The organism is Bradyrhizobium sp. UFLA05-153 (genome assembly GCF_054185185.1).
Genome location: NZ_JBBIAM010000107.1, coordinates 1 through 14,009, shown reverse-complemented (window position 1 = coordinate 14,009; position 14,009 = coordinate 1). Strand labels below are relative to the sequence as shown.

Annotated in this window: 15 protein-coding genes and 2 pseudogenes; 8 read left to right on the top strand and 9 right to left on the bottom strand. The window is 62.7% G+C overall.

All coding sequences use genetic code 11. From position 1 onward, the window contains the following. Positions 1-560 precede the first annotated feature (560 nt). Positions 561-2,304 (top strand): annotated as a pseudogene (locus Q2941_RS39505) (alkaline phosphatase family protein). A gap of 39 nt (positions 2,305-2,343) precedes the next feature. Here Q2941_RS39505 and Q2941_RS39500 read toward each other — a convergent pair. After that, complete coding sequence (locus Q2941_RS39500; RefSeq protein WP_458195872.1) at positions 2,344-2,958, bottom strand: hypothetical protein; 615 nt, start codon at positions 2,956-2,958, stop codon at positions 2,344-2,346. Positions 2,959-3,330: 372 nt separating this feature from the next. On the opposite strand from Q2941_RS39500, the gene Q2941_RS39495 reads away from it, so the two are divergent. Next, positions 3,331-3,990 (top strand): peroxiredoxin, encoded by a 660-nt coding sequence (locus tag Q2941_RS39495; RefSeq protein WP_254113054.1) that lies wholly within the window; start codon positions 3,331-3,333, stop codon positions 3,988-3,990. A 5-nt stretch (positions 3,991-3,995) separates the two neighbouring features. On the opposite strand, the gene Q2941_RS39490 is transcribed toward Q2941_RS39495, so the two are convergent. Together Q2941_RS39490 and Q2941_RS39485 are read right to left on the bottom strand one after the other, a co-directional pair. After that, positions 3,996-4,391, bottom strand: coding sequence for a DUF2177 family protein (locus Q2941_RS39490; protein WP_458195871.1), 396 nt, complete (start codon positions 4,389-4,391; stop codon positions 3,996-3,998). An 80-nt stretch (positions 4,392-4,471) separates the two neighbouring features. Beyond that, positions 4,472-6,208, bottom strand: coding sequence for a methyl-accepting chemotaxis protein (locus Q2941_RS39485; protein ID WP_458195870.1), 1,737 nt, complete (start codon positions 6,206-6,208; stop codon positions 4,472-4,474). Positions 6,209-6,327: 119 nt separating this feature from the next. Between Q2941_RS39485 and Q2941_RS39480 the strand changes: the two genes are divergently transcribed. Together Q2941_RS39480 and Q2941_RS39475 are read left to right on the top strand one after the other, a co-directional pair. Further along, positions 6,328-7,521: a cryptochrome/photolyase family protein gene (locus tag Q2941_RS39480; protein WP_458195869.1), complete on the top strand. Its 1,194-nt coding sequence runs from the start codon at positions 6,328-6,330 to the stop codon at positions 7,519-7,521. A gap of 66 nt (positions 7,522-7,587) precedes the next feature. Continuing rightward, positions 7,588-7,863 carry a hypothetical protein gene (locus tag Q2941_RS39475; protein WP_027527209.1) on the top strand — a complete coding sequence of 92 codons (276 nt, stop codon included), beginning with the start codon at positions 7,588-7,590 and terminating at the stop codon, positions 7,861-7,863. A gap of 90 nt (positions 7,864-7,953) precedes the next feature. On the opposite strand, the gene Q2941_RS39470 is transcribed toward Q2941_RS39475, so the two are convergent. Continuing rightward, on the bottom strand, positions 7,954-8,826 hold the full coding sequence (locus tag Q2941_RS39470; protein WP_458195868.1) for a DMT family transporter: 873 nt from the start codon (positions 8,824-8,826) through the stop codon (positions 7,954-7,956). A gap of 119 nt (positions 8,827-8,945) precedes the next feature. Continuing rightward, positions 8,946-9,392, bottom strand: coding sequence for a hypothetical protein (locus Q2941_RS39465; protein ID WP_027527207.1), 447 nt, complete (start codon positions 9,390-9,392; stop codon positions 8,946-8,948). Positions 9,393-9,680: 288 nt separating this feature from the next. On the opposite strand from Q2941_RS39465, the gene Q2941_RS39460 reads away from it, so the two are divergent. Then, positions 9,681-9,944, top strand: coding sequence for a hypothetical protein (locus Q2941_RS39460; protein WP_458195867.1), 264 nt, complete (start codon positions 9,681-9,683; stop codon positions 9,942-9,944). A 32-nt stretch (positions 9,945-9,976) separates the two neighbouring features. Here the strand turns inward: Q2941_RS39460 and Q2941_RS39455 are convergent, their stop codons facing one another. Next, positions 9,977-10,438, bottom strand: a complete 462-nt coding sequence (locus tag Q2941_RS39455; protein WP_254113059.1) for a host attachment protein — start codon at positions 10,436-10,438, stop codon at positions 9,977-9,979. A gap of 70 nt (positions 10,439-10,508) precedes the next feature. Beyond that, positions 10,509-10,919 carry a DUF3775 domain-containing protein gene (locus tag Q2941_RS39450; protein WP_027527204.1) on the bottom strand — a complete coding sequence of 137 codons (411 nt, stop codon included), beginning with the start codon at positions 10,917-10,919 and terminating at the stop codon, positions 10,509-10,511. 239 nt (positions 10,920-11,158) lie between these two features. Here Q2941_RS39450 and Q2941_RS39445 point away from each other — a divergent pair, with 239 nt between their 5' ends. Further along, positions 11,159-11,419 carry a hypothetical protein gene (locus Q2941_RS39445; protein ID WP_084801768.1) on the top strand — a complete coding sequence of 87 codons (261 nt, stop codon included), beginning with the start codon at positions 11,159-11,161 and terminating at the stop codon, positions 11,417-11,419. 528 nt (positions 11,420-11,947) lie between these two features. On the opposite strand, the gene Q2941_RS39440 is transcribed toward Q2941_RS39445, so the two are convergent. Together Q2941_RS39440 and Q2941_RS39435 are read right to left on the bottom strand one after the other, a co-directional pair. Then, positions 11,948-12,151, bottom strand: a complete 204-nt coding sequence (locus tag Q2941_RS39440) for a GDCCVxC domain-containing (seleno)protein (RefSeq protein WP_254113060.1) — start codon at positions 12,149-12,151, stop codon at positions 11,948-11,950. Between the two features lie 27 nt (positions 12,152-12,178). Continuing rightward, a pseudogene (locus Q2941_RS39435) lies at positions 12,179-12,428 on the bottom strand (cation transporter dimerization domain-containing protein); the annotation flags it as partial. 139 nt (positions 12,429-12,567) lie between these two features. On the opposite strand from Q2941_RS39435, the gene Q2941_RS39430 reads away from it, so the two are divergent. Continuing rightward, the gene (locus Q2941_RS39430) at positions 12,568-13,464 is read left to right on the top strand and encodes a hypothetical protein (RefSeq protein WP_458195866.1); all 897 of its coding nucleotides are present in this window, start codon (positions 12,568-12,570) and stop codon (positions 13,462-13,464) included. 27 nt (positions 13,465-13,491) lie between these two features. Then, on the top strand, positions 13,492-13,839 hold the full coding sequence (locus Q2941_RS39425; RefSeq protein ID WP_256576101.1) for a cupredoxin domain-containing protein: 348 nt from the start codon (positions 13,492-13,494) through the stop codon (positions 13,837-13,839). Positions 13,840-14,009 lie beyond the last annotated feature (170 nt).

Here is a 14,009-nt window from a genome sequence, read left to right as displayed (position 1 = left end):
TCGCGAATGTCAATACAAACTCTAGTATGTCGGAGAGGTGACGCGGTGCAAAGTGGGGATATCGTGCGCGACGACTGGCGGAACTCGCGCGGTGCCCCCAACGAAGTCGAAACGGGGCGAGCCCGGAAAGACCGCAGCAACGTGGTATCGCGGTAGTTGGGTTTTGCGCGCGACCAGTTGGCCCAGCCCGCCCCTGCCGCTGCCCGACGGACAAATCACGGCGGAGGCGGGTCAATTCGCGCCACTCATATCGATCGACGAAATTCGGAATTATCGTATCTTCGCCCCGCCTCCGTCGTCGCGAGCGCAGCGAAACAATCCAGACTGTCAGCGCGGTGGGATTCTGGATTGCTTCATCGCAAGAGCTCCTCGCGACGACGGCGTTGAGACAGCCGGGGTGACTCGCTGGCTTGGCGATGGCGGGGGACGACACCGAGCGGCCCTTCCCCATCATCCTTGCACAAACACTCCCCTTGTAACAAAACCGTCACACAGCAAAACTAAACGAAGGCGGCGGCCGCGATCGGCCGCAAGCTGCCTCACCGCTGGGAGAGATTTCGATGCGCCGCTCAATCGTGTTGCTGTCCGCCGGATTGACCATGCTGTCCACCGGACTTGCGTCTGCGCAGAACAACACGCCCCGTAACCTGATCCTTTTCATCCCGGACGGCCTGCGCGCGCTGAAGGTCACCCCTGAGACCGCGCCGGCGATGGCCGCTGTCCGCGACAAGGGCGTCAATTTCAAGAACTCGCATTCGCTGTTCCCGACCTTCACCATGGCGAACGGCTCGGCGATGTCGACCGGACACTATCTCGGCTGTCTCTTATACACATGATGTGTATAAGAGACAGATCCTGAAGATGGCTCGCGACAAGGGTCTTTCCACCGCGGCGATCGGCAAGCTCGGCCCGACCTACCAGTTCGACCACACCGATCATCCGGAAAAGGCCGGTCAGCACTCGATCGTGATTGACGATGCGACCGGCGGCAAGGCTGGCGTGGCGCTGTCAGACGAGATGAAGGAGGCGCTGACCAAGGCCGGCCTGCCCCTCACCGCCCCCTCGCGCGGCGACAATTCCAAGGCGGGCGACGCCAAGACGCCGGGCACCACGGTCGCCAACGTCGCGCAGCAGGCCTATTTCGCCGATGTCGCGGCCAAGGTCGTGCTGCCGATGTTCAAGGCGCGCAACAAGCCGTTCGTCCTGGTGTTCTGGTCACGCGATCCCGACGGCAGCCAGCACAACACCGGCGACAGCCTGAACCAGATCATGCCGGGCATCAACGGGCCGACCTCGATGGCCGGCATCAAGAACGCCGACGACAATCTCGCCCAGTTGCGCAAGGCGCTGGACGAGCTCGGCCTTGCGGCAAACACCAACATCATCGTGTCCGCAGACCACGGCTTCTCCACGATCTCCAAGGAAAGCAAGACCAGCCCCTCGGCCAAGGTCAGCTATGACGACACGCCGAAGGACTTCCTGCCGATGGGCTTCCTGGCGCTCGACCTCGCCAAGGCGCTGGACCTGCCGTTGTTCGATCCGAACGACAAGAACGCCGCCATCACCGGCAACGCGCATCCAAAGGCCGGCAACGGCGTGCTCGGCAAGGATCCGGTCAAGCCCGATCTCGTCGTCGCGACCAATGGCGGATCGGACCTGATCTACCTGCCGAACAAGGACAAGAAGCTGGCGGCAAAGACGATCAAGGCGCTGCTCGATCAGGACTACGTCTCCGGCCTGTTCGTCGACGACTCCCTCGGCCGCTTCCCCGGCACGCTGCCGCTCTCGCTCATCAACCTGCGCGGCAAGGCGGCGACGCCGACGCCGGCGATCGTCGTCAACTTCCGCTCCTATGCCAGCAATTGCGGCGAGGCGCCGACCAACTGCTCGGTGCAGGTCGCCGACACCGTGCTGCGCCAGGGCCAGGGCATGCACGGCAGCTTCAGCCGAGGCGACACCATGAACTTCATGGCGGCGATCGGTCCTGACTTCAAGACGGGCTATGTGGACCAGCTGCCCGTCAGCAATGCCGACGTCGGAGTGACAGCGGCCAAGATCATGGGGCTGCGTACCTCACAGAACGGTGGCCTCATCGGCCGTGTGATGTCGGAAGCCTTGCCGAACGGCATCGTGCCGAAGGGATATGTCGGCGACGTCAAGTCGAAGCCGGCCGAGAACGGCCTGCGCACCGTCCTCAACTTCCAGCGCGTCGAGAGCCAGCGCTATTTCGACGCGGCCGGCTTCCCGGGCCGCACGCTCGGCCTCGAGCCCGAGAGTGGCAAACAAAAAACGGCGGGGAAATAACCCCGCCGTCCCGAAAGGCGCATCATGAGATGCGCGAAGTCACATGCCAATGTCGAACACGTTCGGCAATTGGCCCGCCAGCGGCAGCGCGGTGGCACCCAGGAAGGTTGCCACCATCGCCATCAGGCGACGGTTGCCCTGGCGCTTGCCGCGCATCTGGCCGGCAATCCATTCCAGCATGTCGCGGTTGACGCGCGAGGCGTAGCCAGGCGCCCAGCTCTCGATCTCCGTCTCGGGCGACAGCGCAACGCTGCGCGGCGGCACCGGCAGGCCGGAGGCGCTCGCTGCGTGATGCGCGACGGCTTTCGCCAGGAGGTCGTCGAACCGGCCAGCATCGGTGCGCTCGGTCGCGGCCTCGTTGATCTCGAACAGCGCCTCGGCTTCGGCGCGGCTGACGGGCTGGTCGTTGACGGCGCCAGCCGTCAGGATGCGCGCGCACCAGGCGGCGTCGTCGGCATCGAGCGAGCGGGAGAAATGTACCCGGCCCTTGGTGGTGGGGCCTTCGCCGGTGATCACGCCGTCGCGCACGATGCTGAGTGCATGGGCCGCGGTATCACGGCAGGACGGTTCGAGGAACGGCGACTCAACAGACTTGGACTCAGGGGACTTGGACTCAAGGGACTTGGGCTCAACAGACTTGGCAGCGGCAGACATAGTTCACTTCCAGAATTCTTCCGATCGACCAGCATTTCCATGCTGGGCCTGAACGAGTGGTTAACGATTCGATATGGGGATCGCGACTTTTCTAAATGGTTGCCGATTGGTCGCCGTCAGGACCGTTTCGGTTCTATCCGACGTCGGGCGGCGTGGTGCGGGTCATAAAAGGCAATCCAGCCCTTTTCCCGCCGGTGGGGATATTTCGCCGCAGCGGCGCGTGCGGCAAGAAGGTGCTAGAAGATCGGCGTCTTGAGAGAATGATTTCACATTTTACTTGAACGGGTTCACTTCGGACCTTCCCCGACTTATACTCTATCAAACGCCCACAGAGCGAATTCATCATTAACTTCAATAAGATGAGGTAGAACCATGCCACTTCCGATCGGCGCCACCGCCCCCGACTTCGAAGCCGAGACCACCGAGGGGAAAATTAAATTCCACGACTGGATCGGCAACAGCTGGGCCCTCCTGTTCTCGCATCCCAAGGATTTTACCCCGGTCTGCACCACCGAGCTCGGCGCCCTCGCCAAGCTGAAGCCCGAATTCGACAAGCGCGGCGTCAAGCTGATCGGCCTGTCGGTCGATCCGATCGACCGCCATTCCAAATGGGCCGAGGACATCAAGGAAACGCAGGGTGCCGCCCCGAACTATCCGCTGATCGGCGACACCGACTTCAACGTCTCAAAACTCTACGAGATGCTGCCGGCCTCGACCTCCGGTGATCCCCTCACCCGGACCCCTGCCGACAACCAGACCGTCCGCAACGTCTTCGTCATCGGCCCGGACAAGAAGATCAAGCTGGTGCTGGTCTATCCGATGACCACGGGGCGGAACTTCCAGGAAATCCTGCGCGCGATCGACTCGCTCCAGCTCACTGCCAAGCATCGCGTCGCCACGCCGGCTGACTGGAAGCACGGCGAAGACGTCATCATCGCGGGCTCGGTCTCCAACGATGAGGCCAAGACGATCTATCCGCAGGGCTGGAAGGAACCGAAGCCCTACATCCGGATCGTGCCGCAGCCGAAGTGACGGCCCTACCCGGTCGTACGGTCCGCCACCAAGAGACCCGCGGTCGATGAGACCGCGGTCACCGCTGCACCCCAGCCGATGTCGACCAGCGCGACCGGCCAGCTCCAGGCCTTAAGCAGCGCCAGCGCCGTCAGGTCGAAGGTCGCGTAGCAGAACAGCCCGAACAGAGCGCCATAGAGCAGCGTCGATTGCCAGGTCGCATCCTTCGATCCGCTGACGAACACCAGCACGCCGACGACATAGAGAAGGTAGAACAGCGCCGCCGGCACAGGCTTCAGCTCGCCCAGCATCTCGCCGACCTCTTCGACGAAGAAGCTGTTCGCGATCAGGCCCAGGAACAGGAAATCCAGGCCCATCAGGACGACCAACGTCGCAAGGTACAGCACGATCGCGCGGTTCACGTCAGCCTCCCCGTCCGGACGCCACATGATGCCGCAAGCTACGACGTGGCAGGCCGGATGGTTTCAGCCCGCCGCGCCGATCAGGCCGCGCGCACGCGGTCAAGAAATCTCTCGACCTCTGCCTTCAGATTGAGGCTCTCGCCCGACAGCGCCTGAGCCGAGGCGAACATCCGGCTCGAGGTCTCGCCGGTCTCGTTCGCGCCCTTGGCCGCGTGACGGACATTGGCCGCAACGTCAGCCGTGCCGCTCGCCGCGGCCCGGACACTGCCGGCGATGTTGTGGGTGGCGCTCCTCTGCTGCTCGACCGCCGCAGAGATTGACGTGGCGATGCCGCTGATGCGCTCGATGGTCTGGCCGATCGCCTTGATGGCGACGACCGACTCTTCGGTCGCGAGCTGCATGCTGGCGATCTGGCTGGAGATCTCGTCGGTTGCCTTGGCGGTCTGTCCGGCGAGCGTCTTGACCTCCTGGGCCACCACCGCAAAGCCGCGTCCCGCATCGCCTGCGCGCGCTGCCTCGATGGTGGCATTGAGCGCCAGCAGATTGGTCTGTTCGGCGATCGATGTGATCAGCTTGACCACGTCGCCGATGCGGGCGCCGGCTTCCGAAAGCTGCGCGATGCGCTGGTCGGTAGCCTCCGCCTGCCGCACCGCCTCGGCGGAGATCTCGTTCGACTCCTGCACCCTGCGGGTGATCTCGGTGATCGACTTGGAGAGCTCGTCGGAGGCCGCAGCCGCCGACTTCACGTGGTCGGAGGCGGTCTCGGAAGCGCCCGCGGACTGCGCCGACAGCTGGGCGGTCGAACGCGCGGCATCGGTCAGCTGCCGGGCCACGCGCTCGAATTCGCCCGAGGAGTCCAGCACGTTATTGAGGATGCCGCCGACACTGCCGCGGAACTCGTCGACGAAGTTACGCAGCTCGGACTTGCGCTGCTCGGCAGCAGCCGCCGTCGTCGCGGCCTGCTCGCTGCGCAGGCGCGCCCGCTCCAGCGAATTGCTCTTGAACACCGCGACCGTGCGCGCGATCTCACCGATCTCGTCCGCCCGGTCCTCGCAATCGATGGTGATGTCGTCCCGGCCATTTGCCAGCGCCGTCAGCGAGTTCGTCACCGAGCTCAGCGGCCTGGTCACGCGGCGCACGACCAGCATGGTCAGAGCGAGCACCAGCAGCGCGGCGATGCCGGCGGCAATCGCCATGTTGCGGATCGTCTCCGCCATCATGCTCTCGAACTGCGCCATGGGGATGCCGACATAGAGAATGCCGACGACCTTGCCGGCCGTATCCGAGACCGGGAAATAGGCGGTCATGAAGGACTTGCCGAACAGCGTGGCCGGGCCCTTGTAGGCTTCGCCCTTGCGCAAGGGGCCTTGGCCGGGGTGATCGGCGGCAAGCTGGGTGCCGACGGCGCGGTCGCCATTCTCCTTCTTCACGTTGGTCGAGCGGCGGACGAACTGCCCGCTGGCCTGGTCGAACACGAACAACGTGGCATTGCCGCCGACATAGGACACGGCGCGATCGACGATCGCGTGGTCCTTGAAGTCGGGCATCTTGGGGATCTCGGCGCGGACGACCATGCCGTCCCTCATCGTGATCCTGGCGTCGGGAACGATCTCGGCGAAAGCGAGCGCCAGCGTGCGCAGATTGACCTCGATGTCGCGCAGCGCGCGATCGTTGAACTCGGACGTGAGAGACCAATAGCCCGCACCGACCACGAGTGCCGTATTCACCGCAATCAGGAGCACCGCGCACAGCATTGACTTGGTGCCGAGCTTGAACCTGAACTGCGGCAGGACCTTCCTAGTCGATGGATCGGACATGTAACTCCCCCAATAAGACGCCGTATACTTGAAGGGGGCGGCTTACGATCGCATTAACGGCGATTCGCAACTACGGCCGGCGGCTTGTTTTCCAAAGGTAACGGGGATCATTTCCGACCATGCCGGGCCCACCGCCTATCATCGTTTGGTTCCGCGATGACCTGCGACTCTCAGACCACCTGGCCCTCCACGCCGCCACACGGACTGGCGCGCCGGTGATCTGCCTCTACGTCCTCGACGACACCGTGGGACGGCCGCTCGGTGGCGCAGCGCGCTGGTGGCTGGCGCAGTCGCTGCGGTCACTTGCTGCAGGCCTCGCCGCGATCGGGGGCGCGCTCACGCTACGCAGAGGACCGGCGGCCAAGGTGATCCCCGAGGTGGCCCGCGAAAGCGAAGCGGCCGCAGTCTACTGGAACGAGATCGCGCAGGCTCCACATCAAGCGCTTGAGACAAAACTCAAGGGGAGCCTCACAAAGCTCGGCGTGGCCTCACGAAGCTTCCTGGGTAACCTCCTGGCTTCGCCAAGCACGATCCGCAACAAGGACGGCCGCGGCCTGCGCGTGTTCACGCCATTCTGGCGGCGCGTGCTGGCGCTGGGCGATCCGCCCAAGCCGCTGCCGGCGCCGAAGGCGCTGCGCGCAGGTCCAGAGCTTGCGAGCGATACCCTCGAAAGTTTCGGGCTCGAACCGGCACGGCCCGATTGGGCCGGCGGCTTGCGCGAGAGCTGGCAGCCCGGCGAGACCCATGCCCACGGCCGGCTGCGCGATTTCCTCAAGACCACCGCGCGCGACTATGCCAGCGACCGCGACCGGCCTGACCTGCCGGGCACCTCACGGCTGTCGCCGCACCTGCGCTTCGGCGAGATCAGCCCACGCGAGCTCTGGCACAGCGGCGTGATGCACAACCGGGTGCGGATGGTCGTGGCCTCCTTCCTGGTCAAGCATCTCCTGATCGACTGGCGACAGGGCGAAGAGTGGTTCTGGGACACGCTGGTCGATGCCGACCCCGGCAGCAACCCCGCCAATTGGCAATGGGTGGCCGGCTGCGGCGCCGATGCCGCGCCCTATTTCCGAGTCTTCAATCCGGTGCTCCAGGGCGAGAAGTTCGATCCTGATGGCACCTATGTGCGGCGCTGGGTGCCCGAACTTAGGCATCTGCCGGCGAAGCTGGTCCATCAACCCTGGCAGGCGACACCGATCGAGCTTGCGAGCGCAGGCGTCGAACTCGGCCACAACTACCCGCGTCCGCTGGTCGATCATGCTAAGGGGCGTGAGCGCGCGCTCGCAGCTTACGCGAAGATCCGCAGAGGTTGAGCGTTGCTTTGACAGGTTGTCGAATCCCGCTATCGTCATCGCTCCGTTCAAACCTTGGGGGACGACATGAACGACGACACACCCGTCATTGAGCCTGCGATCGAAGCGACGCCCGTCGCCGAGCCACCGAAAGAGGCTGCCAAGCCCGCGCCGAAGAAGGCCCGGAAAGCCGCCAAGAAGGTCGCAAAGAAAGTAGCGACGAAGAAGAAGACGGCGAAGAAGGCCAAGAAGGCCTCCAAGAAGAAGGCCTCCAAGAAGAAAGCCGCGAAGAAGGCTCCCAAGAAGGCCGCCAAGAAGACTGCAAAGAAAGCCGCCAAGAAAAAGAAAAAAGCCAAGCGCTGATCGCGGACCTGAGACCAGGCCTCCGGGTGCCCAGCGTCCGGCGGCTCTGCACACGCTTCTCGCCCGGCCGCGGCGACGTCCGCCGCGCGGCTAGGAGCGCTTGTTGACCAGGAATACCGCCGCCGCGCAGATCGCCATCCCGGCAACGGCCACCGCATCGAGCCTTTCACCGAACAGCAGGTAGGCCATCAGCGCCGTGACCGCCGGGACGAGATAGAACAGACTCGCAACCGCGGTCGCGGCCGAATGCCGGATCAGCCAGTACAACAGGCCGATTGACCCAATCGAGAGCACCACCGCGAGCCAGGCAAGCCCCAGCACGAACTCCCGTGTCCAATGCACCACACGGTCCTCGAAGGCGAAGGCGCCTGTCGCAAAGAACAGCGTCACTGCGACATATTGCACGAGATTGCCGGCACGCCAGTCGATGTGGTTGCAGTAGCGGCGCTGGTAGAGCGTGCCGAGCGTGATGCTGATCAGCGAGACGACCGAGGCGAGCCATCCGAGACCGGCCTCTCCGGTCATGGGACGATTGTGCAGGATCAGCACCACACCACCGAGACCGAGCAAGAGCCCGCCCCATTGCAGCGGCGTCACCCGCTCGCCGAGCCAACGATTGGCGATGGTCGAGGTCAGGATCGGCTGGAGGCCCGGGATGAGCGCGGAGAGACCGGCGGGAATCGAATGCGCGATCGCAATCGCGGTGCCGCCGAGATAGAAGCCGTGGACGAGAATGCCAGCGACCGCGCTGTGGGCGATGCCGGTCCCGTCCGGCCATTTGGGACGTGCAATTGCCACGATGATCGCCATCAACCCGACCACGATCGCCATGCGGATGGCGAGGTAGGTCAAGGGATCGGCGTTGTTGACGACGGATTTAGTGGCGATGAACCCGGTGCTCCACAGCAGGACGAAGAGGACCGGCGCCGCGCGTGCGGCCCAATTTTCTTGATTATGATTCATTGCCGTTCTCATTGCCCGACCAAGGGCGGGGCGGCAATCGCGAATTTGGCGGGTCTGATGCTGCGCTGGACGAGGGACGTGTCGGCTGCGTCGAGGACGACCTCAGCTGGCTCGGCCGCTCACCACTCGTCGGGACAGGGATCGACGATCTTCCAGAGATCGACGCCGTTCTTGATCTTCTTCATCTCGGTGGTGAGCCCACCATTGCGCTGGATCCAGTCCTTCACCGCGCCCGGGTAGTAGGACATCAGGTCGGACGTGCCCTCGGCGCTGGTCACCTTGATGCCGAAGGTGAACGCCTTGTCGTAATAGGCCTGATGGAAGCCGAGGCTGGCGCGCGGCGTCACGCAGATCTTGTTCATGGGCACGATGCCCAGAACCAGGGTGCAGGCCGAATTGCAGATGCCGTCGATGATGACCCGCTCGCCCTTGTCACGGACACGCTTGTACTTGGCCTTGTATTCCTCGACGTAACCGCCGTGGTCGCGCGTGATGTGCAAATCCGCGCGCGCAGGCGCCGCGGCGACGCAGGACAGCAACAGCAGGCTGATGGGCGTGATGCGCATTGCAGAGTAACGGCTGAAGCCTGGTTTGAAGGGAGCCGACCTCAAAGAGACCCCGAAGGGGCCGGCCACCGGATGCTAACGAACTCTTGGCCAAACTGTGTTGGGAATTCGTTAAGCATCCGGAAAAGGCCAAAAATGGGCAGGCCTTGGGACTCGCCGGCAGTCCCGGCCGCATCAAGGCGCTAATCTGTGGAATTTCACCCCGTTTACCGCCGCAAAGCGGGTGCCCTATGGGTCGCAAATCGCTATAAGATCGTTGTCGGTTAGGTCGGCTTCCGGAGAATCAAGATGAGCAAGTTGAAGTGCCTTGCGGCGGTCGCCGCCCTGTCGGCGGTGACGCTCGCCCCGAGCCTGTCCGAGGCGCGGGTCCATCACCGCTACCACCACTACCACGTCAATCCGCTGCCCTACCCGATCAGCTACATCCACAATTACGGTCCGGGGGTCACGCCCGGCAGCTTCGCCTATTACGACGGACCGTCGACCATTCAGTGTTACCAGAGCTCAGCCGCCTATATCGGCCAGGATAGGCGCCGGCACCCCTGCTACTGAAGGGATGCGCCGGCGCACTGCCGGCGGCAACCCTATCGTGGCGCGCCTGACGCCAGGAGCTGTTTCTCGATCTCATAGATCGGCAGCTTGACGAGGTCCTTGCCGACCTCGCCATGCAATGCCTTGCGCACGGCGTCCGAGTAATCGGCCCGGATCATGCCGAGCGCGCGGGGAGAGGCGACCATGGTCAGCGCAGCGGTCTCGCCCGATGTGACCGCGCTATCGAGCCGGCCAGCCAGGCTCTTCAGGAAGGCACGCTCGGCCTCATCATGCCAGTCGGTCTGCTCGACCGAGCTGCGCGCACCGCCGAGCGCGGCGTGCAAGGTGCCCGGCGCGTCGGTGCCTTGGGCGCTGGTCGACGGGTTCGGCTGCTCGTGCACCTCTCTCGTATGCAGGTTCGGAAACATCTCGTCGCCGATGTTCTCCAGGATGAGCGCCTTGCGCCCGTCGCACACGACGAGCCATTCGCCCTTGTCGATCCTCATCTTGGTCATTGCAGCACTCCAGGAATGGCGTGGGCGCAACGAGAGGCTACCCCGCGCAAAAGCTATGCAAGCCGGCCGGTCAGAGATGACCTTCGAACTCCTCGAAGGACTTGCCGAACTGCGTCATCGCCTCCTCCAGATAGTCCGCGAGCATCGGCGTCGCGATCAGATAGGAGGCGGTACGATTGTTGTGGGCCTGGGCGGCCTGGGCCTGCAGCTCGCGCCATGTGGAAAGGTCGCCGTCGCCGCGGCCGAGCCAAGTCAACGCCACGAGATCAATCTGCTCGTCGACATTGAGGTCGCGGATGAAGCCAGCCAGCTCCGCGCGGTCGGTCGCCTCTCCGCGGCCGCCGCGGCCATAGCTCATGTCGTCGTCGCCGCTGTCCAGGATGACACCGCCCCCGTCCGCCCCGCTGTCGGACTGGCGCGCCTTCGCGATGATGAAGAAGACCTTCTCTGGCGAGATCGACAGGCTGGGAATGGTCCGCATGGTGGGTCACCTTCTTGAGGGACCGGCGCATCGCCGCTCCCACGAGACGCAGACTAGAGGCGCCGGCGCGCGCGCGAATTGCGCAAGATCAAGTATCAAAGCGGCGCCGCGCGGGAGCCAATGTCCCGGCTTCGTAACCGCCTGGCTGAAGATTGGTTCATCAGCATTACATTTCGGTTCCGCCACAATTTGATCAGAACCAATTCGATATCTTGGCGCCGGTAAGCAAAGGAAGACACATGAAGTTTAGAATTGGCCTCGCTGCTGCGTCGTTACTCGCTGCGGTCACAGCATCGCCGGCCGCGTCGGCCATGCCAGTTGCGCCTGCTCCGCAGGTGTCGTCAGATGCCGAGCAAGTCCGCTTGGTCTGCGACGCTTGGGGGCGCTGCTGGCGGCAGCCGAGCTACTATAATCGTTACCTCTATGCACCCGATTACGGACCCAGATATTATGGTCCGCGCTATTACGGCCCGCGCTATTACGGCTGGCGCCGTTGGTGATCTTAAGGGGGCCCTTCGGGCCCCCTTCGCATTTGCGAGAGGATGCCGCAGAGCTGGGACGATTCTAAAACTGATCCAGATCAAGGACGACAGAGTCGGCTTGGTCATTCTGTCTCTATGGCCGATTTGATCGTTTTTCGTTGCCCCCAGACGGGCATGAATGTGCAAACTCATTTGGAAAAGCAGCAGGGCGTAGAGGGGCGGAGTTTTGAGGCCTTCACCTGCCCTGCTTGCGCGCGCGTCCATTTCATCGATCTGGTATCCGGACAGCCGATGAGCCGGAATCGCTGAGCAGCTCCACGCTCAACGTCTGGCACTCCGAAGGCCGCGAACTAGGGCGCGTACTTATAAATCTTCGTCGGTGTCCGGTTCGCCCCGACACCGACCACCTTTGTGCAACCGCAGCAAATGTCGCGACGGGCCACAAGGAGACCTTGCCGTTTGCTCGTGTCCCGTCGGGCGGCAAATGCGGTTGACGGCTTGGACCGGGGATTTTGAGCGAAACAAGAACGCCCAAGTGCGGCAGCCTTACTTGCAACAGCTAGCGCCCATCTGAATCGGCGGGCATTGGACCGTCCCGAATGAACAAAAGACACAGCAGTCCCCGGCCTTCGGCTTAAGCCTGGTTCCACAGGCCTTGCAGTCATAGAAGAACTGGCAGGCATCGAGTGCTATCACCTCGACAGCTTGGTGGTGGCAAACGGGACAGGTAATGGTTGATCGAAGTTCCATTTGCGCTCAGGTGTATGGCGGTGAACCTCAAAGGACGAGAACGCCTGAATGTTTGGCCTTATTTTTGGGCTCAACGTGAATCGTGACCCAGCTGTGCACATCGTCACCGCAGCTTCAATCCTATCACAGATGTCATGCGCCCGATTGACGGACATCTCGCCGGGGACGACGAGGTGGAACTCGATAAATGTTAATCTACCAGCATGCCTTGTCCGTGGGCCTCTAACGCTCCCTCGGCATGTTCGCTGATGATCTGTCGAATTCGTGCAAGTGTGGACTCTGGCATCGAAGCGGCGGCGCATGCGCCTTTCTGATGAAAAACTTAGAATTACTCTAGTTTAGAAGGAGTCTTTTTGCGGGCCTGCCGGACATAGATTAGGGGCATCAAGCTCGGATCATTGACGGAGGTGCAATCGATGCCGGCGGGAAATGCCTCTGGGTGGCGTCATGCCGCTGCCTTCGGTCTATTCGCATTATTCTGCCTTGGCGGCATCGCGCGCGCCGACGACGCCGACAGTTGGCGCGAAATCGAAACGAAATACATTTTCGGCTTCACGACCGGTTCCGGCATTGGCATCGAAGGCGAAAAGGAATTCACGACCGACACCATCGGCCGGTTTGGCAAGCGCGACGGCCGCTATAGTGCGACCGAGACCAAGTATGAGTACGAATTCACCCCGTCTCAATTCGTGCAGATCGAGTTTGGTGCGCTCGGATCGACCCACAACATCCGGAACGTAACTGATCTCGACGATCGTCGCCAGGTGGCGTTCAGCGGCGGGTTTGGCGAATTCCGCTACCTCGCCCTCGAGCGGACGTCGAACAATCCGCTGTCGGTGACGCTGGCATTCGAGCCGACGGTGCGGCTCGTCGATGAGACAAGCGGCGAGCGGGTTCACAACTATGAATTCGAGACCACGCTCAATGCCGACCTCGAGCTCGTGAGAAACCGGCTGTTTGCTGGGTTCAACTTGCTATACGAGCCCGAATATACCCACACGTTGCTGGACGAGACGATCCGGGAAACCAAGCTCGGCGGCTCCGCGGCGCTGTCGTTCCGCGTCACGCCGAATGTCGTCATCGGAGGCGAAGTCTGGTATCTGCGCCATTACGACGACTTCGCGCTCTCGGCCTTTACCGGCGATGCCGTGATGCTCGGTCCGACGCTTTATGTCCGATTCACGCCGAAGATGTTCATGACCGCGGCTTGGAACACGCAGGTATGGGGTCGCGAAGTAGGAACCCCGTTCTCGCTCAATCTCGCTGAGTTCCAGCGCAACCGCGCCAAACTCAAATTCGCCGTCGAGTTTTGATCTGTCTCAAGTCCGGAAGGTCCAGTGATGTATGCTTTGACCACGATCAAGAAGTTCGCTTCCGCGGCGATCTTCGCGACGATGCTGCCGTTGTCGACAGCATCGGCCCAGCAGGCGACGGAAATTCAGATCAGTTACTCCAACGGGCAGTTTCAGCCGCATGAGGTACGTGCGCCGGCGGACAAGCCGATCGTGTTCCGGATCAGGAATCTCGACGGAAAGGCGATGGAGTTCGAAAGCACCTCGCTCAGGGTGGAAAAGGTCGTGGCCGCCAAGAGCCAGGGTGTGATCAACGTCCGCGCTCTCAAGGCAGGCCGCTATGAGTTCTATGATGACTTCAACGAGAAAGCGCGCGGCGCCCTGGTCGTCGAATAGGGCGGCCGACGCGCTGTGACAAGCTTGCTGCCAGCTACTGCCTTCGTTCAACTCGCGTCATCAGGCTATGGCTGCGCCTTAATGAGTCCGCATCCTAGCACTACTTTGGCAGATCGTTGATTTTGCCGTGCTTTTAGGATTCCCGAATCAATTTTTCAATGATTCATGGG